A 26,508-nucleotide genomic window follows, 5' to 3' on the forward strand; every position below is an offset into this window, starting at 1 on the left:
TTTACGTATCATGTCACAATTTTATCGGTATTTGGAATATAACCTTGGTTCCCTCTCCCGGAGTGGATTGCAGCTCGACACTGCCTTCTAAGAGCTGTACACGCTCACGCATTCCCAAGAGTCCAAAAGAGTTGCCATTCGCCATGCGTTTTTCCAGATCGAATCCGACCCCATCGTCTTTGACGACAAGGCTTAACGAATCTTGTACAAATTCCAGCTTCACTTGAACGGTCGTAGCGCCTGCGTGCTTCTCCACATTGTTCAGACATTCCTGAACCAAACGGAAGATCGCAGCCTTTACTGAACTTCGCAAAGGAGGCTCCACACCAAATACTACCAGATCGATGGAAGACTGAATACGCTCTTCGCACGTTTGAATATATTTTTGCAAGGTAGGTACTAGCCCTAAGTCATCTAATGCCATTGGACGCAAATCAAAAATAATACGTCGAACATCCGCCAAGCTCAAGCGTACCATTTCCTTCAGCTCGTGAAGTTCCATTTGCGCTTCTAAAATGCGCTCGTTTTTCAACATGCGCTCTACAATTTCCGAGCGCAACACGACATTCGCCATCGATTGAGCTGGACCGTCGTGAATTTCGCGCGCGACACGCTTGCGTTCTTCTTCCTGAGCCTGGATTACCTTTAGGCCCATCAACTGATGCTGCTTAGCCGATTCCAGCGCCTCGCCTATCTTGCTTAAGTCACCCGTCAAGTAACCAAGCACGACGCCCATTTGAGAAACCAGCTTTTCTGCACGGACGATGGTTTCTTCCAAAGTACGCAGTTGACGCTCCAAATCATTTCTTCTGCGCTTCAAATTGTTTTCCCGCTCGCGGTAAATGGACAGCTCTACCTGAATACGGCTCGCCTCTTCATACGCAACCCGGATATCTTCCTCCGTGTACATATGAAAATTACGACTGACCAACACGAGCTTGTTGCGCGATTTGCGATACGCGAGTTCAAGCGCATCTACTTTTTGAATCACTTTCGAAATCTCTTGTCGAAGTTCATGTAAATCGAACTTCAATGAGTTGCCATGCTGTCTGGCGTTTTCTGCTATATCAAATATTTGGGTTTTACTCGTTTCTACGGTTTCAATCGTTCGTTTGATCACCCCGTCCAGCACGCTGATGTCTATCGCTTTGTTCATGATTGCTCTCCTTCAAACTCATTTTTAGCCTTCGTGAACAACTGTTGGAGGTGCTCTTCTTCTACATCTCGCAGTCCCATGTCATTGCGTGGAATGGCAAACGGATCTGTTCCCTGTTTTACGAATCCACGATTGGATGTAAACACATAGCGGTAGCCAGCTTGACGTGCTGTCTCCAGTACGATTGGACTTGTGAATCCAAACGGCAACGAGATGACTTTGATCTCTTGCTTCATCCATTCGCTTAAGCTAACGCGAGATATACTGAAATCCACATAGAGGCGGTCCCTGTACTCTTTCTCGTCCTCTAAACGCTGCAAGTCTTTCAGATAGACCGGAGCTGTTTCTGGGCCAAGATCGCCCCACTCATTTCGTTCTTCCTCTTCATGCAGACTGTACGTGTGGGACCCGATCGTAACCAGTCCCGTATGAATCATTTCGTTAACCTGTTGACGCGTAAGTGGTGGCGTCATATTCTCCCGTTTTCGGTCAGCTACATCTCTTAAGCGCCCCGCAATTGCGAAGTTCACTGAAGGGTAGCCGTATGTACATAAGATCGGAAATGCTTCTTTGTAATAACTCTCATACCCATCGTCAAACGTAATCAAAACAGCATTCTCAGTCGGTAAGGTACCCGTCTCCATAAATCGCAGGAACTCATCCAACGAAATCGGATTCAGGTCGTTATCATGCAAAAATTTCATGTGTCGGGCAAATTGGTCAGGAGCTATGACATACCGCTGATTCGATTGATCCGTAACATGATGGTACGTCAAAACCACAACCTGATTGTTATACCACTTTTTCGTTTGAACCGCTGCTTCTTCAATTGGTGTGACGTTTGGCTCAGCATTTTTTGTCTCACTTATGCTTATAGACGTATCCACTTGGGGAAAAGGTTGCACTTCTTGTTTATTCTTTTTTTCCAGAAAAGATTCGCCTAACAACCCAATAGCCACTGCAAAAAACAAAAAAGTAAGAAACACGATCAGGAAGAGCCTTCTGTTCGGCAAAAAAACCCCTCCTCTACTTCCTCACTAGGAGATTCGACACAGTCCTACAAATTCCTGTGCAACAATCGACCCAATAATTGGATGACTTTGCTCCTAAAACGAAAAAGAGCCCAGTAGCAATACCAGGCTCTTTTTATGTCATTCAGCAATATTACAGTTGAGCAGCCTCTTGCTTCAGAACTTCTGCTTTGTCTGTTTGCTCCCAAGGAACATTCAGGTCATTGCGTCCGAAGTGGCCATATGCAGCTGTTTGTTTGTAGATAGGACGACGCAGGTCGAGCTGCTTGATGATACCAGCAGGACGCAGGTCGAAGTGTTTGCGAACCAATTTCACCAGAGCTTCTTCGGAAATGGTACCTGTACCGAATGTATCTACTGCGATGGAAACTGGTTGTGCTACACCAATCGCGTAAGCAACTTGTACTTCGCATTTGTCTGCGAGGCCAGCAGCCACGATGTTTTTCGCTACATAACGAGCAGCGTAAGCACCGGAACGGTCAACTTTTGTCGGATCTTTACCGGAGAACGCACCGCCGCCATGACGAGCATAACCGCCGTAAGTATCTACGATGATTTTGCGGCCAGTCAAGCCAGCATCCCCTTGTGGTCCGCCAATTACGAAACGGCCAGTTGGGTTGATGAAGTATTTGGTTTCAGCGTCCAACAGTTCAGCTGGAACAACTGGTTTGATTACGTGTTCAACCAGATCTTGCTTGATTTGCTCCAGAGTTGTTTCAGGAGCATGTTGGGTAGAAATAACGATTGTATCGATACGAACTGGTTTGTCGCCATCGTACTCAACAGTAACTTGTGTTTTTCCGTCAGGACGGAGGTAAGCAAGTGTTCCGTTTTTACGTACTTCCGTCAGACGACGAGCCAATTGGTGGGACATGCTGATCGGAAGTGGCATCAGTTCAGGTGTTTCATTGCAAGCAAAACCAAACATCAAACCTTGGTCACCAGCACCAATTGCTTCAATCTCAGCGTCAGTCATTTGGCCTTCGCGTGCTTCTAATGCTTGGTCTACACCAAGTGCAATGTCAGCGGACTGCTCGCCAATTGCAGTAATAACACCGCAAGTATCAGCGTCAAAACCGAATTTCGCACGGTCATAACCGATTTCACGAATGGTTTCACGAACGAGCTTTTGGATATCCACATAAGTGTTTGTAGTGATTTCACCTGCTACGAGAACCAAACCAGTAGTTACGGAAGTTTCGCAAGCTACGCGAGCGTTTGGATCTTTGGACAGGATCGCATCCAAGATGGAGTCGGAAATTTGGTCACAAATTTTATCCGGATGTCCTTCAGTTACAGATTCGGATGTAAACAGACGACGACCTTTTTGCAAAGCCATGAGAAAATACCTCCTTTGACCTCATACAAATAGTGTGGTAGCCGAGTCAGGATTTTATCTACGTAAACGCAAATAAAAAACCTTTTCCATTTTTAGGAGGAAAAGGTTTGAGCGTTTTTTGCTTCCTTCATCCTCTTATCGGCCAGAACAGATGTCCGTTCTGCTGGTTAGCACCGCTCTAGATCGGTTGCCGGGCTTCATAGGGCCAGTCCCTCCGCCTGCTCTGGATAAGAGTATCCATTACGGATAATAGAATAATTGTTTTTTTCAGAGATGTCAATAGGAATAATTTTACTTATAATTGATAGGCTTTGGAAAGTACCACCACTACCTCGGCGCGCGTTGCCCTTCCGTTCGGTTTAAAGGAAGATCCGTACCCACTGAGCCAGTTTCTAGATGTCAAAGCTTCAATGGCAGGAGAAGCCCAATGACTCGCTGGCACATCCTGATATTTCGAGGTACCGCGGTTATACATCAAAACATCACGTGCCCGCGCGATCATTACTGCCATCTCTGCACGCGATATCGGCTGATCCGGCTTCATTTCACTCTTCGGGTACCCTTTCAAAATTCCTAACTGGTAGGCTACACCTAAGTTGTGATACGCCCAGTGCCGCTTTGGCATATCTCGGAAGGTCGTTTTTCCTGTGTAGGTAGTCGCTACCTTGGAACCGGTCGCACGCATCGACTTAAGCAGCATCGTCGCAAACTCTGCACGGGTCACTGCCTGATTCGGCTTGAACGACGCATCATTAAATCCATTTACAATATCGCGAGAGCTGAGTCTGACGATCTCTGAGCGCGCCCAGTGGTCGGAAATATCGCGATAGCCCGCTATCAATTTCTGCTGCGTCACCGTGAGTCGGTACGATTCATATTTGAACGCAGTACCGCTATTGAGGCGTACATAGTATTTTCCTGGCTGTAAGCGCAACCCGATAATGTCATTCCCACTATTGGAAAGCTCGGCTACCTCATTCGTCGAAGCAAGCGCATAGTTCATGTTTCGATCGCTGTAAAGTGCGTAACGAAAGCCACTCTCCACAGGAATATACGGCGCCCGGAATGTCACGTATGATTCGCTATTCACAGTAAATTGGAACCAGTCGGAATCAGTTGCTGTCGGAATTGTTCCTGACATCACTGTCCCACCGCTTAACGGAGACGCCTTTTGATAGGTATCATTCGGCTCATTGAGATCCTTTTTAACTGGCGTGTACCCCAAATCTAGCTGGTATTCGCCATTGACTGCATTCCGCGAATACTCGCTCACACGGATGTAATATTTACCCGGGGACACCTCTTTACTGACCCGCTCTGTCGGATTGTCCTTTGTCCCATTATCGTACAGAGGATCCCAGACTACTGATTTTTGACCGGGCGCTTGTTTACCAAGACCCAGCAACAGATCCACTCGCTTGTTGTCAGGGCTAACAGAAACATCTAAATGCCCGTACTCACGAACGTAGTAGGAGAACCAATCCTGATCGCCTTCATCATGAAAATTGCCTGTCACACTAATTTGGTTCCCTACGAGCGGTCTTGCCGTTTCTTGTGTATCGTTCGGTTCATTTCGGTCAGGATTGATCGAAAATTTACTCGTCAACACGTATGTAAAAGCGTTGTTAACGCCTCCACTGCGCATTAAGCGGATGTTCATTCTTCCTGCCTTGGCCGGGACTGTTATCGTATCGCCATTCCCGAAGTACTGTGTAATCGGTTGACGATTCTCAGGGTAAAAGGTAGCAGCCATCGCTGAAGAAATACCCGATGTCACTGTAGCCGTAAAGCTGACCTTTCCATCGTAAGGAATGTCCATCTTCAGCCAATCTACGGTATCTTTTGGACCCAAATTGCCGCGTATTTGTGACTCAATCGGAAACGCCTTCGCTTTGGAAGAAGAATCATTCGGCTCTAAAAAGTCGTAAGAAAGTGCCGTTTTTACTGCTTTGTTGACATCTAACAAGCCGTATCCAGTCTTCCGATCCCATCCTTTCTCCCCCAAGTCAGTAGCCGTTTGATAAAGCAATTGCCTCACATCAAATGGACTAAGATTAGGGTGCCGAGCGAGAATGAGCGCAGCTGCACCAGCTACTTGCGGTGCCGCTGCTGAAGTACCACTAAACGAGCCGTATTTTCCCCCAAGCTTCGTTGTGTATACATTCAACCCAGGAGCAACCATATTCAATTCGGGCCCCGTATTTGCCTGAGACAAGACTTCATTGTTACTTCTCACAGCCCCTACCGCTACGACTGTTGGATACGCAGCCGGATACGCCACACGGCTACTTTCATTACCACTTGCTGCAACCAAAACGGCTCCACTTCTCTCCGCGCGTTGTACAGCAGCTGCCAACGATTTGGAGTAAGCCATACTGCTAAAGGACATCACAATGACTTTAGCACCACGATCCAAAGCTACATTGATGCCTTTCGCAATCAGCTCTACATCCGATGACGCCTTGCTATTCAAGACTTTAATCGGTAAAATCCTGGCATTCCAAAGAACACCTGAAACACCGATATTATTATTTCCACTAGCAGCAAGAACACCGGCTACTTCTGTGCCGTGCCCGTTGTCGTCCTGTGCTGACTTCCCAGGATTGACGAGATTCACACCCGGCAAAAGATTGCCCTTTAAATCAGGGTGTTTATAATCTGCCCCAGAATCCAATACAGCAATAATAATCTGCTCATTGCTATTTACCGCTGGCCAAGCTTTATCTGCTTTAATTTGACTGAGATGCAGCTGGTTGGTCAAATAGTAGTCATTGGATGCGGGAGGTGCTGCTGCGAAGACTGATTGGTTGTTTGCCATAATGAGCGTGACCATTAATGTAACAGTCACTGACATGTTCACTGATCTTTTCATGTAAAACAGTCCTTCCTTCTCTCCCCTGCAAAAGTAGCAGTCTAAAAGGAATTCAGGTATTTGTCATCTGGTCTTTAGCATAGCGGATGAAAAGGGGGACACGCAACCCTCATTCTCCAATATTTGGAACGCTTTCACAGAAGAAAACCCTTTTCACCATCGGCAAAAAGGGTTTTTCTCCTTACTGTAACAAACCTTTATTGTCTTCTACTTCAGGTGCTACCTGAGCTTTTTCTTTTTTTCGTTGTTGCGCTTTCGGAATAAAGGCAGTCAGTTCAGCAATATTTACCGTTTCTTTTTTAAAGGAAGAGGAAGGAATATCGAACGCCCACACGCGATGGCTGTTCGCTTCCACCTTCATGTTTTCCAACGTGAAGTGTACACGTGCTACCGTATCGCCCGCTTTATCATGAACAATAATTGGTACTTCGGTAAACTCCAGACGTTTTCCTAAGCCGTTACGGAAAGCAACGATAACTTTCAAGCCATTATCTTCACCAGGCTTGATATCGAGGACTTGCAAATCTACTTCGCCCTCTACAATCGGATTCTTCTCTTCAGCCTGTTGCAAATACTGCTCCGACTCATTTGCACTCAGACCCCAATTATAATTTTGGTTATCCTCTACTTCGTGCTTTTTAGGCTTGATAAAAGTCAGCATCAGAGGTATCTCTTTTTCAGGGATACGGTCGAACTCATCCCAACGGAACATAAATTCCATCGGGCGACTGGACATCTCTCCTACTGGTCCCGAAGCAACCAGGTCAAACGTTTTTCTCGCGACCTCTTCTCCGTCCTCCGTAACCAAAGACAACGGGAGCTTTTGAAGCAAAACGCTGCGCTCTGTCGCATTGCGAATGTAGGTAAGAACCAGATAACCATCATTGGTAACCTGCGTGAAGAACGGAATGATACCCACTTCGTTACGAACCACCGGAGGCATTTCATCATGCGCGTATTGCAATAGCTCCTGCTCAGCGTCATCCAATTGATTTTCCCAAGGACCGTTCATCACCAAAAACAGTTCCTTCGAGTCCACACGGTTCGCAGATTGTTGCGGATTATCCAGTCCGGATACACCCAAATAAAACTCTCTATGAAGATTCTCATGAATATCTTCGCGTACTTGCTCCAAGCTCTCTTTGGAACCAAACCAATTTTCCAATAACCAACTCATATAGCAACCTCCTCTTTCCCATCCTGAAAAAATGTGCGTTCTACTCTACAGTAAGCGCCCATCTTTTCAGGTCGGCATCAGGCTTTTTCACAAATTTAGGTGGGAATACAATCAGCCATGGACGGCTGTTTCCAGGCTTCACCCGAATGGTGCTTGCATCCAGAGAACCTGTCGCAACTACATCTCCATCTGAATCCGAAATCGTCAATTTGAGTTTTTCCGGACGGTAATCATGGCTGAGTCCATTTCGGAAAAGCATGGCTACCACCAGGTTTCCTTCCTCGGTTTTCCGGATGTCAAAACCCGTTACTTCCACCGTATTAATAGGAACCAACGGCAAAGACTGTGTCAAAGCTTCCAGACGATCCTTTTGACGATCAGTCATGCGCTTCTCCATTTCAGGATCAAGCTCCAGTGTACGAGGCCAAACATGTGTACTTCTGCTGGCCTTCATTACCACTTTCCAACGGCTAAAGGTGAAGTTGTCATGCAAATAGCTTTCTTCCGGGAACAAAACCTCCCATGGACGGCTGGAATGCGGTGGAATAGCCTCCATATCTGACAAATCCACTCTGATCCGCGCAAAAGGCTTGTCGTCCAGATAAATCGCTAATCCTACGTTTTTAATACGCACAGGTTTATTTGTGGCGTTGCGGAAAAACATAGCGACAGTCATTCCGTTTGGCTGCGGAATCATACTGAAGCCTGTTACGCTAATCATGCCTGGTACCATCTCAGGCAACTCTGCTTGCAAAAAGCGGAGAGTGTACTTTTTCTCCGAATCCAGCTCACTTTCCCATATCGGGCTCAAGGATAGCTCCGTTCGAATTTTCTCAGCCTTCGCAGCAGACTTTTCCAGTTCACCATTGCTATCCAATTCGACTTCGTTGCTAGTCATGGAAGCTAAATCAATTGTCGACTCTTCCTGAATCTCTTTTTTCAGATCCTCGAGGGAGCGCTTCTGTTGATCTTTACCTAACAAATTCTTCATAAAGGAAAACATATGATACCTCCTCACACGTCCGGGCACGAACGAAGCTTCTCTTATCATCATAAACGTTTTAGACTAGCCCATGCAAATTCGCCTCTCGAAAAATCAAGCTCCTTGGGGTACACTCACTTTCCAACGAGACAAATCTGGCGCTTCCTTTTGGAAGCTTGCCGGCGGAAAAATAAACACCCACGGCTTACTGGTATTTGCATGGACAGTCAGACCATCCAGTTCAAATAAGCCTTCCGCCACTTTATCTCCACTTGCATCAAACAGCGCCAACGGCAATTTTTCCAGGGACAGGGACTGCCCAGAGCCGTTGCGTATCAGAAGCATGACATGAAGATCGCCTTCTGACGAACGACCAAGCTGTACACTCTGGATATTGACCTCTCCCTCTTTTAATGCAGGAAGATTCTTGGCTAACTGAATCAAGTAAGTTTTCTGTTCTTCAGATAGCGCCTTAATCCAGGATTCCTCTAGCTCCAACTGATGTGGCAGAACCATTTTCTTTTCCGCCAATTCAAAAGCAATTTTCCAATTTGCCAAAAGAACATCCACTTTCAGGAAGTGTTCTCTATCAAATACAAACGACCACGGTCTAGCGGAACGTGGTGGAATTTCCCCGATCTCGCTCATATCGAACGTCTGGCGGGTAAACAACTCCTGATCACCGAACAGTACCACCAGTGTCGTCTCATTCAGCTGCACAGGTTCATCAGAACTGTTCCGGATGAACGCTGTCACTTCAATCCCTTCATCATGCGGAACAAGTGCAGTCCCTGCCAGAGAGATATTCCCCGCCTGCAATGGTGTCAGTTCTTGAGCCATAAAGGAGAGCGAATACTTCTCCTGTGGACTAAGCTTATCTTCCCATGATTTATGCAGGGAGAGCGTTGTGATGACGCCAGAAGATGCATCCTGTACCTGGTTTTCTTCTTGATGTGACTGTGCGGTATCAGAAGCGGACAAGATTGATTCCTCCTGAACCTGCTCTTGAACCTCTTTCGCCGTTGGTTTATTCCCCATTAAATTCTTCAAGAAGGATAACATATCGTCGCTCCCAACTTTTCTCTACATCTATATACAGTTTGCATTCGTCATCCACTATAGCATAGTGACATCCTTTTGCAACATAGAAAACTTGGCATTACAAACAGCAAATAAACGGTTATTGCAACCATAGAACAGAGCCATTCGTAATAGTAGTTATGTTAGGATACCCGTATGGAGCAGATGATGTCAAGGAATGGAAGAATCGCCTTATGTATTTCATTTCCATAACGAGATAAAGTTTACATTGTTGTTTGTAATTGATAAAATATAGGAGTCTAAACAAATAACTTGGGGAATTACTTTTTGCCAGCTGAATCATTCAGTTGGCTCTTTTTTTGTATGCCTAAAAAAATAGAAAACCAGGGCTTTTGCCCTGATTTTTCCACTTCATTCATTATTTCATTATACCAGTAAGGCTCTGATATTTTTTTTGTACTCTTCTACGCCTGGTTGATCAAATGGGTTTACGCCCAACAAATAGCCACTCACAGCACATGCCTTTTCAAAAAAGATAATTAATTCACCGAAAGTATACTCGTTCATTTCATCCAGCTCGATACTCAGGTTTGGTACTCCTCCCTCGACATGGGCGAGGACCACTCCTTGAAAGGATATTCGATTCAAATCATGAAATGTTTTTCCCGCCAAGTAGTTTAACCCATCTATATTTGCAGGGTCAGATTCAATGAATAGATGCTCTTGCTGATTACTTACAAAGAGTACGGTTTCAATTAAATCCCGTCTCCCATCTTGTATATATTGCCCAATAGAATGTAAGTCAGTAGAAAATTGAACGGAGGCAGGAAATAGAGCTTTATGCTCTTTCCCTTCGCTTTCACCAAACAGTTGTTTCCACCACTCTGATAAATATTGTAGGGACGGTTCATAACTGACCAGCAATTCAATGGTCTTACCCTTTCGATACAATACATTCCGGACGGCTGCATACTGGTAGCTCTCATTACTCCATAAATCCGGATTGTCATAGTGATGAGAGGCTGCTCTTGCCCCTTCCATCATTCGTTCTATATTAAGCCCAGCAACGGCCATTGGCAAAAGCCCTACTGCCGTCAAAACAGAATACCTGCCACCTACATCATCAGGGATCACAAAGGTTTCATAGCCTTCTTCTTCTGCAAGCTTTTTGAGCGCTCCTCTGGATTTGTCTGTCGTCACGTAAATGCGCTCTCTCGCACCTTCTTTTCCGTATTTCTTCTCTATGAAATCCTTAAAGACTCGAAATGCTAGGGCCGTTTCTAGCGTGGTTCCCGATTTTGAGATGACATTGATAGAGATATCTTTCCCGTCTAGTATTTCAAAAAGATGACTAAGGTATCTGGTACTCATATTATGGCCTGCAAAATATACCTCTGTAGAACCAGATAGCTGGTTGTAAAAGGAATGAGTTAATGCCTCAATGGCTGCACGTGCTCCTAGATACGATCCCCCGATTCCAATGACGATAAACGCCTGGGAATCTTTTCTGATGCGTTCTGCCGCTCGTTGGATTCGTTCGAACTCAGCTTGATCATAGTTGTTTGGCAAGTCAACCCAGCCGAGGTAATCAGAACCCGGTCCCATCTTTTCATGAAGGAAATCATGCGCTTCTTTTACGAGTTCACTCAGGTTGTCTACTTCTTTTTTATCGATAAAGGGTAGCGCATTTGAAAAATTGAAAGATAGTCCCATTTATAAAACCTCCAAGCTATCGTCTCTGATCTCTAAATTCTTATCTCTTGTTTATGTATCGGTTATTTGTTCGATATCTGGAAGGACTGTGCCCAAAATTCAATAAGCAAATGGAACAAAAAGACTTTTCACCTCAAAGACGACAAAGTGAAAAGCCTTTAAGTATATCTACCCTAGTGAAATTTCATCGACACGTCTCAAAACTTGTTCCTTTATTTGATCCATTCGTTGAATTGATTCTGCTTGACTTTGCCCTTTTATAGAAAAATAAATCTTAAGCTTGGGTTCCGTTCCCGATGGTCGTAAGCAGAACCAAGACCCATCCTCAAGCCAATACTGCAAAACATTCTCTTTCGGCAAAGATAAGGTGGTTTCTATACCGCTTTTTGTATCGAGAGCAATCTGTTTTGCATAATCACGGCTTTCCACGATTGAACTTCCAGCAATGGTAACAGGGGAATTTGTCCGCCAATCGTTCATGATAGCCTGAATACGCTCCAAACCATCGATTCCTTTCAACGTGCGGGATTCTAACCCTTCCTGATAGAAACCATGTTCGGCATAGAGATCATTCAATACATCGATCAAGCTCTTCCCTTGCTTCTTATAGAAGGCGCCCATTTCGCATATCAGCATGGTAGACATGACAGCGTCTTTATCTCGGACAAACGAATCCGCTAAATAACCATAGCTTTCCTCGTAGCCGAAAACAAACTGGCGCCCTCCCTGCTCCTCAAACAGACGAATTTGTTCAGCTATATATTTGAATCCCGTTAACGTGAGAATCGTATCTATACCATATTTGCGAGCTACAGCACTCCCCAACTCACTGGTGACAATTGTAGTGAGTACTGTATCGCCAGATGAAAGGGTTCCCTTTTGGGCTTTGACAGACAACAAATACTCTACCAAAAGTGCCCCAGTTTGATTCCCTGTCAGGAAAACATATTCTCCAGTTTTGTCGCGGGCAGCTATTCCCACCCGGTCACAGTCAGGATCAGTGGCAACAACGATATCTGCTTTCTTTTCCTGAGCGAGCGACAACGCCATCTGAAACGCTTCTTTTTCCTCGGGATTTGGTGATTTTACCGTACTGAAGTTTGGATCTGGAACATCTTGTTCCTGCACGATATGAACTTGAGTAAAGCCGATTCTTTTTAGAGTTTCCGGTACTAGCATTCGTCCAGCCCCATGGAGCGGAGTATATACTATAGAAAAAGAAGTACTCATGTCGCGAACTACATCGGAATTAAGCGATACCTTTTCCAATCGTTCCATGTATATCTGGTCCAGCTCATTGCCAATCATCTGCAAAAATCCAGATTTCTCTGCATCCTCGCGAGATATATAGTGAATTCCTTCAAATGTAGAAAGCTTATTCACTTCAGCGATGATTTGGGCAGCGATGTCTGACGCGATCTGCCCGCCGTCTTCCCAGTACACTTTGTATCCGTTATATTCGGGTGGATTATGACTAGCTGTAATTACAATTCCCGCTTGTGCTTTCAGGTAACGAACAGCAAATGAAAGCTCAGGTGTCGGACGAAGCTGGTCAAATAAATAAACACGAATGCCATTTGCAACCAACGTGCACGCCGTCTCTTCCGCCAAGAACGCTGACTGGTGACGGGAGTCGTACGCGATAACAACACCTTTTTTCTTTGCATCTGCACCAACTTTTGCGATATAGTCGGCTAATCCCTGAGTCGCACGCCTGACGGTATAGCGATTGATACGGTTCGTGCCAGCTCCTAAGACTCCTCGCATTCCCCCAGTACCAAACTCCAAATATTTAAAAAAACGGTCTTCTATATCTTTGGGAGAATCTGTAATGGAGAGAAGCTCCGTTTTCGTTTGTTCGTCTATCCCTTGATGTTCTAACCATTCCTGGTACATCTCTAATTCGTTCATTTCGCTCCCCCGTTGTAACCGTCCGGATTATTTTGATGCCACTCCCAGGCGGATTGAATCATGGTTTTCAAATCGCTGTATTTTGGCATCCAGCCCAATTTGCCCATGATCTCATCTACTCTGGCAACAAGCATTGCTGGATCTCCCATTCGCCGCTCTGTTTCCAAAACACGGATGTCACGCTCTGTGACACTGCGTGCTGTTTCGATAACTTGGCGAACTGAATATCCCTGACCGGTACCGACATTAATCGCTCTCGAAGGTTGTCCTTCAGCCATGGCTTTCAGTGCCAACACATGAGCTTCAGCTAAATCGAGAACATGGATATAGTCACGGATACAGGTTCCGTCTGGTGTGTCGTAGTCAGTACCGAATATTTGAATGGCAGGACGTTTTCCCAAAGCGGTCTGCAAGACCAAGGGAATCAGGTGTGTCTCTGGAAGATGATCTTCACCGATGCTCCCATCCAAAGCAGCCCCTGCGGCATTGAAATAGCGTAACGCCATCCATTGCAAACCATACGCTTGTTCCAACCAATGCATGGACTGCTCAATCATCAGCTTGGACAAACCATATGGATTGATAGGTTGAGTCGTCGCCTGCTCAGGGATTGGAACATCGTTAGGTATGCCATAAACAGCCGCAGTAGACGAAAATACGACCCGCTTCACGTCATTTTGAATGAGCGTAGAAAGAAGCTGGGTCGTTTTGGCTGTATTCTCCTGAAAATACAGATCCGGTTTCGCGATGGATTCGCCGACCAGGCTGCGTGCAGCGAAGTGGATGACTGCGTTTATTGCGTGCCGTTTTACAATACGGGTGACCAATAGGGAATCAGCAATGTCCCCCTCATAAAACGGTACAGTGGAAGGAACAGCCTCCCTATGCCCTGTAACCAAGCTGTCCAGCACAACGACCTGTATTCCTTTTTCAAGCAAAACCTTTACTGTATGGCTTCCAATGTACCCTGCCCCGCCTGTTACCAGTACGTTCATTGTTTACCCCCAGATCCGACGGAAACCGGTTGTTGGAGATGTTTCACTATGTCCAAGAGATACTCCTGAAATTCATTCCGCAAATCATCCCGCATTAGTGCAAACTCGACAGTAGCTTGCAAAAAGCCCAACTTGTCCCCCACATCGTATCGTTTTCCTTCAAACTCTAAAGCTACCAAACCTTGTGCCCTGGCTAACTCTTTTAAAGCATCAGTTAATTGAATCTCTCCACCTGCTCCAGGTTCTGTACGAGCTAGGTAGTCGAAAACTTCAGGTTGTAATATGTAGCGGCCCATTACTGCAAGGTTTGAAGGAGGATTGATTTTTGGCTTTTCGACCAAGTCTAGAACTTCCGTCTCATTCGCTAGTTGAATGCCCGGCGTTACAATACCATATTTACTAGTTTCTTTCCAGTCTACTCTTTGAACACCGATCACTGATTTTTTCTCTCTTTGAAAAACATCGATCATTTGTCTCAAGCATGGTTCTTTACTGTGTATAATGTCATCGCCAAGAAGTACGGCGAAAGGTTCATTGCCAATAAATTTACGAGCGCAGTATACTGCATGCCCTAAGCCAAGGGGTTCCTTTTGGCGTATATAATGAATGTCTACCATGTTTGAAATACTCTCTACTATTTCTAGTAGTCCATCTTTACTTTTCTCTTGTAGATTCAGCTCCAATTCAACGGATCTATCAAAATGATCTTCAATGGCCCTTTTGTTTCTTCCGGTGACAATGATAATGTCTTCGATACCGGAGGCGATTGCTTCTTCTACGATAAATTGAATTGTAGGCTTATCAACGATTGGGAGCATTTCTTTTGGTTGAGCTTTTGTAGCTGGAAGAAAACGTGTACCTAGCCCAGCCGCTGGGATTATGGCTTTTTTAATCATCTCGCACCTCTAAAAATATTAGTAAGCATTCTTATTCACAAAACCTCTTAATATTGTTTTGTATATGATCTTGATGTCAAATAATAATGTCCAATTTTCTATATAAAAAATATCGTGAAGAATCCGATCTTCAATTGAGGTATCGCCACGTAGACCATTAGCTTGAGCCCAGCCAGTTATCCCTGGGCGAACATGATGTTTCACCATATATTTCGGAACTTCTTCTTTAAACTGTTCTACAAAATAAGGTCTCTCAGGTCTTGGTCCGACAACACTCATGTCTCCCTTAAGAACATTAAAGAATTGAGGAAGTTCATCCAAACTGGTTTTACGTAAAAAAGTACCAAATCTTGTTTTCCTTGGATCATTTTCTACTGTCCATTGTTTATCAGAGGTGTCCTGCGACATCACTTTCATTGAACGAAATTTGTACATTTCAAAAGAACGCCTGTTCATACCTACACGTTCTTGTTTAAAAATAACAGGCCCCTTTGAAGTCATTTTTATTCCAATCGCAATTATAAACAGTAAGGGTAGTGTTAGTAGAATCGCAACTAATGAAAAACAAATGTCAAAAAGACGCTTTAGCATACGATTACTGAGTTCATCGAGTGGTATGTCTCTAACATTAATCAATGGTATATCTGCAAAAGTATCAATATATGGTCGAGCAGGTAAAATATCGAAGAAGTCCGGAATAATCAGAGTTCGAACTCCTGCTTTTTCACAGACAGAAATTATATTTCCGTATTTTGTGTGCGCGCGTAATGGCAAAGCAATTATCACTTCATCCACAAGATGTTCATCAAGAACTATATCGAGTTCATTAATACCACCTAATATAGGACTTAAATGCCTATTCTCACCATCGTGCTCAATGCGATAATCATCCAAAAAACCAACTACTGTAAATCCAAGGTCTGGATTTTGTATTACTGTTTGATGAAAACGTCTACCTATCTCGCCAGCACCCAAGATCAATATAAATTGTTTATTGTATCCATTTTTTCGAAAAAGTTTTAACCCAATCTTGACGATAAAACGATATAAGCCGACAAATACAATATTGCAAGATAGAAAAATAAGCAAATAGGACCGAGAGAAATCAATTTCCTTCATGACAAACAATAAACTTATCAAACCAAAAAAACTTATAATATGAACTTGAATCACTTTATATGCTTCATAAGAAAATCGTTTCTTTCTTTTCGGAGAGTAAAACCCTATAATATACCCCACTATATTTGCAATAATTCCATATACGAAAGCCCATAAAAAATATGTACCAAATGTAAGATGCGCCTCCCCAGTTGCAAATATATGAAATTTTAACCACCAAGAAATCAAGAAGGCTATTTGAACAAATATCAAATCAAAAACAGCGTATATCTGCGACAGAAACTTTTGATTATCGCGTATCAAAGCATTCACCTCAAACGCTTTCTTGCATTTTGCATCATCGCCAACAAGAGCTTAAGGACAATTCCACCATAAACAAGCAAGTTCACAACAAGCGGATATCTTTCTTGGTAATGTTTCTTATGAAAAAGATACATCGCTCGATGAAACTCATACACAATTTTATACGGCTTTCTTTTGCTACTTGCACCTTTGTAGTGAATAATGGAAGTATAAGGATAATAGATGATTTCCCACCCACTTTGCTTAATCCGATAGCACCAGTCAACGTCTTCACCGTACATAAAGAATTCCTCATCAAGCAATCCTACTTGCTTTATCGTTTCACGTCTTACCACCATAAAGGCTCCTACTAGACAGTCTACCTGATAGGATTGATCTGGATCGAGATGTGTGAGCTGATACATATTAAATCGTGCTTTATTGGGAAAAACTTTCGATAATCCAGTCAAGTAGTAAAAAGAAGCGGAAGGTGTTGGAAAACCACGTTTGCAAGCTTTATCCAAACTGCCGTCTGGCAACATAACCTTACAACCGCTTGCTCCTACTTTTGGGTGTTCATTCATATAAGAAACCATTACTTGTAGGGTATCCGGCTTTATTATTGTATCTGAATTCAGTAGTAATATATATTTTCCACTTGATACTGCAATTGCCTGATTATTAGCCTTAGCGAAACCTACATTCTCTTCATTTTTGATAAGGCATACTTCTGGGAACAATTTAGTAATGGTTTCTACCGAACTGTCTGTTGAATGGTTATCGACGATAATCACTTCGTAGGCAAAAGCAGTAACTGACAGAAGAACTGACTGAATTGCATCACACGTTAGCCTACAAGTATTGTAATTGACAATAATAATACTTAGTTCCATTTTACCTAGCACCAATGTTTTGACGTTTTTCCACATTATATCATGGTTTTACAACGTTTCTTACGTTTATGGACAAAAACAGTTGGGTACATTAGGCCAAGTTTTATATTTTTCGTATCCTAATATATTCCTCACCTAGTTACTTTATTTTTCAATAACAGACCATCAATAATGTACCCAACATCCTTTTTGAGTTAGTAAACTTAAATATACCCATCGGAACAGCAGTATCCAGCTTTAACTTAAGAATTACCTTACCTATTCTCTAGCAGTAATCATTATGATTGTTTTAACTAGCTAAACAATTTGTTTCCATGTTCAAACTTGTGATACTCGCCCTTTTTGGATTTTACCCGATTATTCCGCAATATCATAAGTACATTAAAGATAAAAGAACCGTGGTCGGTACTGGAGCACCCATTGGCTCTCATCTCACCGAACACGATTCCCTTATAAAATTACCTTATATAGAACTCTTATCTTGTACTATCTAAAAAAATCGAAACTCATTTCTTTGGAATTTTTAGGGTCTTGAGATAATCGTACCCTATCTCATTTTTCGAAATGCGATATATAGCATCTTCACTCCGGCAGCTATCAAATTACCAAAACGCCCCTATTCGCATTATCCGTTGAAATTACTTTACAATCTTGAGATTATTTTTTTCAACATAATTCTCAAATTTTATAAACGCACCACTATAAGATTTGTTAAACTCTGTGTAATCAGCCATTTCATATAATTCCTCTAGCGTTTTATCAAAACAAAATTCTTGAATATCTATAGTGGGGAACTTAAAATACTCACACATCTCTTTTGTTCTTGCATCGATTGAAATAAATAATGATGGAACCCCTTCTAAAAGTGGGATAACATTTCCATGGAATCGACCACTAAATGAAAAGTCAAGCTCTCTGGAATACACTCGCCATTCTTCTATATCAAAGAACATTTTGCCGAACTGTTTAAAATAAGTATGGAATAATCCTTTGAAACTTTTGTCAGTCTCTGATAAGAACTCAATCCAACTATTGTCTGCCTGCTCAATAAAATCTATTTTATTTCTTATTGCATATCCCAAGTATTCTTTCACTAAGCTTGTTGACATTTTTTCGTTTGGCCATGGTGTTATCCCAGTAGCAATCCTGGGATTTTTACGTAAGTAATTACGCTTAGACAGTTTAAAATTTGGATCTTTGGTATGAAATAATGAGGGACAGCCGATCACTTCAACATTTTTTACACCATTTTTACTAAGCAACTCAGCCGTATACTCGCCCCTACAAGCAATTACAGCTTGCTCCGAAATCTCTTTAAGAAAAGACAGAGTTGTTGGATCATATTTAAAATCAGCCTTATAATCAAACACTTGAGTTCCAACACTAATTGGAACAAATTTCTTTCCTTTATTCGTGATTTTACGAAAAGCATCATAGTAAAAATCAGGTAAAGGAGTATCCTCAACTATCCAAGAAAGGTTCCCGACTATATAAACATCATATTCATCATCTTCTAGTGTTTTATCCAATAGTTCGTAATCCACACGTGCAGCTGAAAAAATATCCATCAAGGCAGTAATATATGCATTATTCCCTGTATTTCCTCCTACTGAATTTAATTGTTCAGTAAATGTCCTGTTTGGATTGTACGGTTTACACTCTGTTAATATAGCAACTCTATTCACAGTATCCTCCTATTGACAATCCGAAGATTAAAACTTTCTTTTTACCAATTTCTACTTAAAAATCATCCGTTTGAATCCCCGTAGCATACGATAAGACGTAGATAATACCTTATAGCTTAATGGCTTTCCTAGATATCTACTTTTCACCTTATTCTTTAAAGTATCGCGATCGAATAACGTAAAAAATATAATTCTTAATATCCGACTATGATATTGAAGAAAGTAAAAAGGTGGGGCTTGATGATCCTCACTCATCTCTGGTATTAAATGTTGTATTCTTAACTTATTTGTCTCTGCATTCCACCAATTTAATACACTATTTTTATCTTTCCCACTGTGTACAGTATCATCAGAATATGAGTGCATGAACAGTAAACGGTCACTCTGCTTTGAACTATGAATATACATTTCGAGAGGCAAAGATACTTCATGATTTTTAATATTAATTAATGACAAGTGGTCTTTAAAACAACCCATAAAATCAGTTGCAAAATCTATTGCAGCATTTTGCAACGTTTTAATCATTAGTTGATTGATGTGATTCGTATAATAGTCTTCAAATACTGGCTCTATTAAATTGTTACTTTTTTCTTCATAACCAATACACGAGGGTCCTAATTCTGCAAACAAATGCTCTCTTAAAATTCCACTAACAGACGGCTTTAATTCAAAAAATGATTTCACTTCAAAATCATTTCTTCTAGAATATATCTTCGACAATTCCTTACTCGTATGTACAAAATAGGTATTACAAGGGTACCCAAGGATATTTACCATCATGGTTTGTAATCTAGCTGAATATCCTAAATCAAATGTTGCATCATTAGATTTAATTACACTGCTCAGGTATTCTTTAATATTTGAATTGTACTTTTTTGTCTTTTCCCAATCAATTCCGTCCTTTATGAGTACATCTAAGTATTTTTTGAATTCAAATTCAGAGGAGAAATTCTTTGATAATATTACTCCCTTTTCCTCAAAATTTTCCAACTTTAAATCATTTTTTAGAACACCACTAAATAATCCCAAAATACTGCGAGGTGTATGCGAATAAATAGAAACAAACGAAGACAAGCCATATTTATTATGCGAAGAAAGCAAATATGGTAACATAGACCTTCTCGAAACGTATAAATAATTTGATTCTGGTGCATTTGAATAATATTTAGAAATCACATCGTAAACTTTATGAGGCAAGTATCCGTCTCTAGCTAAAAAATGAATTGTATTATAATTCTTGCGCACTGCATCTTCAACAATCCATTTACAGAGTCCAACTGTATGCATTCCTAATGCGTAATATCCCACAAAATACGGATCCACATTAAAATCTGAGTCTGGGTTAAAGGAAATATATGGATTATCAAATAATTTATTTGCTACTGTTGCAAGCATGCACCTAGTACCCAAATATTCATTATGCTCATAACTTGTCCATTGTTCTTGTCTAAATTCATTAAAATACTTAACACTATTTCCGGACTCTTTATCAGCTAAATTATTCAGTAATAGATCTAGTGTTTTAGCGATAAAAAATGCATTCCAACCAGCTTTTTCGGCCATCACCTTATCCGATTCCCAGTTGTCACCTATATGCAAAATACTATTTGGATTTATCTCTAGATCAATTGTAACGTATTTAAACATATCCCCAGTATATTTCAGTAATCGTGCTTCAGAGGAGACATATATTTTTTCATAATCACAATATCCTGCTTTTTCAACGATATCTTTAATAACAGTCCCTGGAAGATACATATCTGAAACAAATATTATCTTTTTATTACGTTCTTTAGCCATTTGATACAATTCATATACACTTTCTCTTCTCATTGTATATTGTATTTCCAACTCAATCTCTTTAGCTTTGAGCTTATCAACAATATCTAATGGAAAATTATACTCTGATCTAATATATTCATATATTTCATTCAGATTTACATCTTGCCATGAAGGATTATTTAATCTAATTAACTGTCTTGTCCTGTCTTCAGCTTGTAATCTTAACGTTGAGAATTCTACTAAATTGTTATGAGGGTAAATTTGGTGAAAATAATTATCCAACGAATTAACAACAAATTCTTGGTCAAAAAAACGGACGAACAACTAACGTGTCAAAGATATCGAAACTTACATATTCTATTTTTAAGGCATCTTACAATTAACTTCTTTATTGCTTCATATCTATGTTCCCATGGAGTATGTTAACAGTCTGCATGCTAATTAGTTCTTGCTGGTAAATGGCAAGCTCATTTTCATGTAGTATTAAGGGCTTTTTTTAATTCCAATATAGCCTGTTCTTTAGGCGGATGGTTTCATTTCAGTAGACTCTAAGCGACTCATTCCAAAGCCTAAAGTATGCTCTTTTTCCAATTAAGAAAGATTTTCTCCGATTATTTCTCTAATTTGCTCTCGCGGGCCCTCCTAGGTAACGATTCTACAAAGTTGAAGAGCATGTTCCCATATCACTGAAGTTTATCAAGAAATTTTATTTAGATCTATATCGGTTCCAGTAGATGCTTCTGCCTCTTATACTAATAAAAATATCCATCATACTTAATTGAGCATATTTTTTAGCCTCACAAATAATAACGAAGAAAAATTAGATCTTTCTGTCATAATTAAATTTTAACTTGGTTCTTAAAATATGGTAGACGATACATTTCCAATAAATCCATATCTAATATATTTAAATTCCAGATCATCACATGCCAAAGTGATAAAAATAAGGCCCTCCCTGAGAAAAGAAACTGATCCTTAATATACGTCTCCAGTAAGTTTATCAAGAAGTATATTGTTGAAATTTTGGATAAATCTATATCCATTTTCGTCTTCCCTAATAATTCTCCCTTCTACAATATCAGCATCTTCCTTAATACCTTTATCAATCAGTAGTCTGTAATAATCAATTGAAAATATAATCATCGCTTATCAACAAAAGCTATATATTCGCCAGTTGCAATTTCAGAACCTGTAACCTTGCATGGAAAAGACCTTGTTTTTATCATGTTCAATATATTTAACCCCTGGAATCTCTTAGCAAATATTCATCACTATTTTTTTCCGTATCACCAGGTGAACAGTCGTTTACAATAATTAATTTCTAATTGAGTGTATGTCTGATTAATAATACTATCGAGACATTTGGGGAGGAATTTTTCAGTATTAATAAACAGGAATTACACACCAGATAATTAATGGCTTAGTTTTCGTCAGGTTTGATTCTTTATTCATCGTCAGCACCCTCTTATGTGAAGGAAATAATGATCAATTACGAAAGCATCGATGCCTTAATTCTATTTCATAAGATACTTAATTCTTCTCTCAATGAATTTTGACAGCCTTTCTAGGATTTTTAATAGCTTTACTAATCTTTTCTTTAGTAATCCAGCTAACCCCCTAACATTATTGTAGCCTTTTTGGAGCGATCCTTTCTTTTTAGTTTCTGATAAGCTTTCCTTGAATGATAAGCGTATTCTTCCATAAATTTCTTGTTAATATCTTGTTCAATTTTTCTTTTGTTTTTATAGTATTCTTGAATGGAAGTACAAGTAACATATTTCTGAAGATCCTTGAGAGTTTCCAAGATGCTACTACACTCGACAATTTGGTAAATTCAATAAGATCCTCATATCTTTTTGCTTTCAATAAATTCAAAATACCCCATCTAAACAATCTTTAATATTGATATCCTTAAGATACTTATAATAGGGTAATATACTTGTCTTACGCTTCGCTATTACACTTGAATGAACATCTGAAAGGCCATTCGTAAAGGAAAGCTGTTGTTTTTCAACTTCTTTTAACACCGGGTATATTATTTCATTTTCCTTCTCTAAAAACCAATTAATGACCCATGAGGTGCGGAAAATACCAATTCCATACATCATTAATTATTCCATAATCTTTTCTGCGTTTATATGTGATTCCCTAAATTAAATGCATAACCGTGTACATGATCTAAAATGTCATCATATACATTTGGGGTTGTACCCAAATAGTACCCGTCAGTTACGATACCTGTGATGTCTTTAATAGCTTTTTGTGTAGAACTCTCCACCCTACCATCGACGACATGGAGTTCATTGACACCTCATATACGCCCATTTTGGCTAAGAATACTTTTCTACGTAACGATTTCCTCTCCCCGTTGTAAAACAATTGTGACATCCTGTATAAATCCGATTTCCAAAACTTCTTTAGCTCTGCTCTATCATTTTCAGTTTTAATTTCCATCATTAAAGTCATAAAATCCCAAAATTTCTAATCACTTGATCATATTTTTTCCCCATATTTAAACAAATATTATCAAAGATTTCTCCATAGTAATCTTTTGGCCAAGACTAGGATTATACGCAGTTAATAGTTCTAAAGCATCACTTTGTTCCCATATAAGTATGTTCGGTATTTGATATGCCCTTCTGGAAGCGTATAGATAATTAGCTTTTGGAGCCCTTCAATAATAGTCCGACATTTTTAGAAAAATAATTTATATGGCAAGTAACCATCTCTTGATAAAAAGTGAACATTGTCCCTTCCCCTTTACGCTGATTTATTAACCCATAGTGTTAAAACCAAAAAAAAAGAGAAAGAAACTGTATTAACACCGAAATCGTTGCCAATAGGGTTAAATTCACTCCATGATTCACAATAGTTAATTTGAATAGCTTTCATGTATTGATAATTCTACATTAGAATTAAACTTTTTAATTCCAGCTCTTGTTCTTATATCCCTTATAATAATATGCACTCAAATTACATGTTGAGAGCATTTTCATAATCGGATGTCATGTTATCACCGATATGTAACCATGAGCTGTTTATATTCATCTCTTTTCTAACATGATAGTATAAATTTGTAGAAGCTTTTGAACTCCCGATGGATCCCGATATGAAAATATCTTCAATTGATCAAACCCATTTCTAATCAAAAGATTGGATATAAACTCTTTAGGGGAGATACATATCTGATATAAATATGATCTCTTTATTGTTTGCTTTAGCATAATTATAAAACTTCTTTTATAAATGGATTACTTACTGTAAATTCTCGTTCTATAGATAGTTCTATATTTTTTATAGTTTGGCGTTAGCTGCTCTCCTAAATTACCTGATATCATTGATATATATCCCTCTAGCGTTACATGTTACATTGAGAAAACTTCCTTGCTTTTTCTTCTGCGGAAATTCTCAATTTTTTAAAAATCTTTTAGAAATATATCATTTTCTTCAAGCTCCGAGAGACAATTTCAAAAATATCAGTAGGGTAGAGCACCATTTCTAAGGAGAGCTTGTTAATCATCAAATATCCAAGGAAATCAACCTTATGTTTTATTAACTAAATGTGCACATTCAAGAAATTCTTTATTAGTATCACTCTTCACAATTATCTCCTTTCATACTGATTTTAGCTCACTCCCACTACTGATTGTTTAGGCTTTAAAGTTTTTTTAATTATCTCTTTCAGTAGCCCCCTACCTGTTTTACCCTTCCCTGTTCCAACCAAAGAACTTTATTGCAAATAGTCTCTACTTGTCCCAATGAATGAGAAAGAACAACACTGTTGTTCCATCTTGCATCATTGACCGAATCTTCTTCTCAAGACTTCTCCTTAAATTTGAAGTCACCGACGGCCAGTACTTCATCGACTATTAAAATTTCCGGTTGAACGACTGTTGCTATGGCAAAACAAGCCTTGCTTTCATTCCTGAGGAATAGTTTTTCAAAGGAGTATGAAGAAACCTTTCCAATTCGAGAATTCAACAATTTCATCAAACTTTTCTTTTAATAAATTTCTTTGAATACCCAGCAACAATCCATTTTAAGTTTATATTTTCAGCACCAGTCAAATCGTCGTTAAGCCAGCTCTAGTTCGATTAAGGGAGCTTAATGCTTCCACTTCTCTTTATAGTACGGAAGTAGGTTTTAAAACCCCTGCTATGATCTTAAGAAGTGTACTCTTTCCCCGCACCGTTCATCCCAATAATCCCAGAACTTCTCCCTTTTGAACAGTAAAGCTAACTTCATTCAAAAGCAAAGAAATCTGCATATTGAATTTCCCTATTTAGCTTCTTGATTAAAAAGTGCTTTAGAGAATCAATCTTTTCTGTAGCAATTCTGTATTTCATTGTCACACTTGGAAAGTTGAATCACTATGTCGCTCATCAGTAATTGTACCTCGACTTTAACAAATAATAAATGAATCTGTCCTGCGTCTTATAAAACACTAGAAAGCCAATCACTCCATATATAATTACATACGAAATCGAGATCAAATGTGTCGTTATATCTGGAATAAATTCCTTCGATCACGGACATCACGAAAACATTTCGACGACCGGATACAATGGATTCAACATAATTATTGGCATAAACTCTTCTGGAATAATAGATGCTGGATAGAAAATTGGTGTCAAATACCATTAAAACCAACAATACAATTGAGTAAAATGATTCATATCCCTAAAAAACACATTAATTGAAGGGCCAAGAGCAAACCAATACCAGATGATATAATTAATAAATAAATCAAAGGAACTACAAACAACAAATTGATCCAACGAAATTCCATACCTGGACGAGCATGCATTATCACTACTGGTACAAAGGAGATCACTGTAGTGATGAAAGATGAACATACTCTAGAAAGTGGAAAAAAGTACTTTGGAACGTACACTTTCTAATTAATTGTCCGTTAGCAATGATCGAATCCATAGCATAGTTGGTTGCTTCAGAAAAAAATTGATAGAGAATCCTTCCAATCAGCACATAGACCGGGAAATTAGGAATATCATTTTCAAAACAATGCCATAAATACGACACTTAAGACAATCATCATTAGTAACGGGTTCAACATACTCCAAAGAACCCCAAAAATTGAATTTCTATATTTTAACTTTATGTCTTCTCACCAATTCAATAAATAAATCTTTATACTTTAATAAGTTCTGGAAATGTGACATCACCACAGTTACTCCTCCAAGAATCATACTTCATTTTTAGAAGCTGTTAACCTGAAAACTTGAAACAGTTCCGCTCATTCTTCAAAAATCTTAATAAGGTCTCTTTTAAAAAATATATCGTGGATTTCGTCATCATGTATTCAATCCTTATGTAATTCATCGTGTTTTCCTTTTTATATTTAAATTCTTTTAATAGATTTAATTGTTTTAAAAGCTTCGATTAAACCTTCGATGTAAATAGCTCACAACCCAAGTCTTCTAAATATAATGCCTTTATTAAGAAGCCAACAATGAGAAATGGAGCATTAAGAATTAACATGGCTATAGGAATATTTTTAAGCACTAAGTATGGCGTTATTTCTTGCTGACAATCTTACTTTAAAAAGAATTGGTGTCTATTATTTCCAGATGTAGCACTACCAAATATGGAGGAACTTTTGCTTTGGGACAATAA

The 26,508-nt window shown here is 40.0% G+C and carries 16 protein-coding genes and 1 riboswitch; all 16 genes read right to left on the reverse strand.

Annotation, left to right across the window (positions count from 1 at the left end):
* Positions 1 to 13 precede the first annotated feature (13 nt).
* Entirely contained in the window at positions 14 to 1,156 is a 1,143-nt protein-coding gene (locus AB432_RS27730; RefSeq protein ID WP_048035037.1) for a sensor histidine kinase, read from the reverse strand.
* Positions 1,153 to 2,169 carry a polysaccharide deacetylase family protein gene (locus AB432_RS27735; protein ID WP_048035038.1) on the reverse strand — a complete coding sequence of 339 codons (1,017 nt, stop codon included), beginning with the start codon at positions 2,167 to 2,169 and terminating at the stop codon, positions 1,153 to 1,155. The genes AB432_RS27730 and AB432_RS27735 overlap by 4 nt, the downstream gene beginning before the upstream one ends.
* A gap of 151 nt (positions 2,170 to 2,320) precedes the next feature.
* Entirely contained in the window at positions 2,321 to 3,526 is a 1,206-nt protein-coding gene (gene metK / locus AB432_RS27740) for a methionine adenosyltransferase (RefSeq protein ID WP_048035039.1), read from the reverse strand.
* A gap of 132 nt (positions 3,527 to 3,658) precedes the next feature.
* Positions 3,659 to 3,760, reverse strand: a riboswitch (SAM riboswitch).
* 61 nt (positions 3,761 to 3,821) lie between these two features.
* A complete protein-coding gene (locus AB432_RS27745) occupies positions 3,822 to 6,398 on the reverse strand; it encodes a S8 family peptidase (RefSeq protein WP_048035040.1) in 2,577 nt (858 codons plus the stop codon).
* Positions 6,399 to 6,579: 181 nt separating this feature from the next.
* Positions 6,580 to 7,575, reverse strand: coding sequence for an SLAP domain-containing protein (locus AB432_RS27750; RefSeq protein WP_048035041.1), 996 nt, complete (start codon positions 7,573 to 7,575; stop codon positions 6,580 to 6,582).
* Between the two features lie 40 nt (positions 7,576 to 7,615).
* Positions 7,616 to 8,578: an SLAP domain-containing protein gene (locus tag AB432_RS27755; protein ID WP_048035042.1), complete on the reverse strand. Its 963-nt coding sequence runs from the start codon at positions 8,576 to 8,578 to the stop codon at positions 7,616 to 7,618.
* A 93-nt stretch (positions 8,579 to 8,671) separates the two neighbouring features.
* Complete coding sequence (locus AB432_RS27760) at positions 8,672 to 9,619, reverse strand: accessory Sec system S-layer assembly protein (protein ID WP_048035043.1); 948 nt, start codon at positions 9,617 to 9,619, stop codon at positions 8,672 to 8,674.
* 405 nt (positions 9,620 to 10,024) lie between these two features.
* On the reverse strand, positions 10,025 to 11,311 hold the full coding sequence (locus tag AB432_RS27765) for a glucose-6-phosphate isomerase (protein ID WP_048035044.1): 1,287 nt from the start codon (positions 11,309 to 11,311) through the stop codon (positions 10,025 to 10,027).
* A gap of 168 nt (positions 11,312 to 11,479) precedes the next feature.
* On the reverse strand, positions 11,480 to 13,222 hold the full coding sequence (locus tag AB432_RS27770; RefSeq protein WP_048035045.1) for a phospho-sugar mutase: 1,743 nt from the start codon (positions 13,220 to 13,222) through the stop codon (positions 11,480 to 11,482).
* Positions 13,219 to 14,217, reverse strand: coding sequence for a UDP-glucose 4-epimerase GalE (gene galE / locus AB432_RS27775; RefSeq protein ID WP_048035046.1), 999 nt, complete (start codon positions 14,215 to 14,217; stop codon positions 13,219 to 13,221). The genes AB432_RS27770 and galE overlap by 4 nt, the downstream gene beginning before the upstream one ends.
* Positions 14,214 to 15,113: a UTP--glucose-1-phosphate uridylyltransferase GalU gene (gene galU / locus AB432_RS27780; protein WP_048035047.1), complete on the reverse strand. Its 900-nt coding sequence runs from the start codon at positions 15,111 to 15,113 to the stop codon at positions 14,214 to 14,216. The genes galE and galU overlap by 4 nt, the downstream gene beginning before the upstream one ends.
* An 18-nt stretch (positions 15,114 to 15,131) precedes the next feature.
* The gene (locus tag AB432_RS27785) at positions 15,132 to 16,535 is read right to left on the reverse strand and encodes an undecaprenyl-phosphate glucose phosphotransferase (RefSeq protein ID WP_048035990.1); all 1,404 of its coding nucleotides are present in this window, start codon (positions 16,533 to 16,535) and stop codon (positions 15,132 to 15,134) included.
* A gap of 5 nt (positions 16,536 to 16,540) precedes the next feature.
* Positions 16,541 to 17,407 (reverse strand): glycosyltransferase family 2 protein, encoded by an 867-nt coding sequence (locus tag AB432_RS27790; protein ID WP_048035048.1) that lies wholly within the window; start codon positions 17,405 to 17,407, stop codon positions 16,541 to 16,543.
* Between the two features lie 638 nt (positions 17,408 to 18,045).
* The gene (locus AB432_RS27795) at positions 18,046 to 19,092 is read right to left on the reverse strand and encodes a polysaccharide pyruvyl transferase family protein (protein WP_048035049.1); all 1,047 of its coding nucleotides are present in this window, start codon (positions 19,090 to 19,092) and stop codon (positions 18,046 to 18,048) included.
* A 51-nt stretch (positions 19,093 to 19,143) separates the two neighbouring features.
* Positions 19,144 to 21,156 carry an HAD-IA family hydrolase gene (locus AB432_RS27800; protein WP_113732291.1) on the reverse strand — a complete coding sequence of 671 codons (2,013 nt, stop codon included), beginning with the start codon at positions 21,154 to 21,156 and terminating at the stop codon, positions 19,144 to 19,146.
* 2,691 nt (positions 21,157 to 23,847) lie between these two features.
* Positions 23,848 to 24,000 carry an HAD-IA family hydrolase gene (locus AB432_RS31580; RefSeq protein WP_113732308.1) on the reverse strand — a complete coding sequence of 51 codons (153 nt, stop codon included), beginning with the start codon at positions 23,998 to 24,000 and terminating at the stop codon, positions 23,848 to 23,850.
* Positions 24,001 to 26,508: the final 2,508 nt, after the last annotated feature.

Source organism: Brevibacillus brevis (assembly GCF_001039275.2).
In the GTDB taxonomy this organism is placed as follows: domain Bacteria; phylum Bacillota; class Bacilli; order Brevibacillales; family Brevibacillaceae; genus Brevibacillus; species Brevibacillus brevis_C.

Bases quoted from the DNA above. Each gene is read 5' to 3' on its own strand.
- AB432_RS27730 (WP_048035037.1), bottom strand. From the start codon at position 1,156: ATGAACAAAGCGATAGACATCAGCGTGCTGGACGGGGTGATCAAACGA.
- metK (WP_048035039.1), bottom strand. From the start codon at position 3,526: ATGGCTTTGCAAAAAGGTCGTCGTCTGTTTACATCCGAATCTGTAACT.
- AB432_RS27745 (WP_048035040.1), bottom strand. From the start codon at position 6,398: ATGAAAAGATCAGTGAACATGTCAGTGACTGTTACATTAATGGTCACG.
- AB432_RS27750 (WP_048035041.1), bottom strand. From the start codon at position 7,575: ATGAGTTGGTTATTGGAAAATTGGTTTGGTTCCAAAGAGAGCTTGGAG.
- AB432_RS27755 (WP_048035042.1), bottom strand. From the start codon at position 8,578: ATGTTTTCCTTTATGAAGAATTTGTTAGGTAAAGATCAACAGAAGCGC.
- AB432_RS27760 (WP_048035043.1), bottom strand. From the start codon at position 9,619: ATGTTATCCTTCTTGAAGAATTTAATGGGGAATAAACCAACGGCGAAA.
- AB432_RS27765 (WP_048035044.1), bottom strand. From the start codon at position 11,311: ATGGGACTATCTTTCAATTTTTCAAATGCGCTACCCTTTATCGATAAA.
- AB432_RS27770 (WP_048035045.1), bottom strand. From the start codon at position 13,222: ATGAACGAATTAGAGATGTACCAGGAATGGTTAGAACATCAAGGGATA.
- galE (WP_048035046.1), bottom strand. From the start codon at position 14,217: ATGAACGTACTGGTAACAGGCGGGGCAGGGTACATTGGAAGCCATACA.
- galU (WP_048035047.1), bottom strand. From the start codon at position 15,113: ATGATTAAAAAAGCCATAATCCCAGCGGCTGGGCTAGGTACACGTTTT.
- AB432_RS27790 (WP_048035048.1), bottom strand. From the start codon at position 17,407: ATGGAACTAAGTATTATTATTGTCAATTACAATACTTGTAGGCTAACG.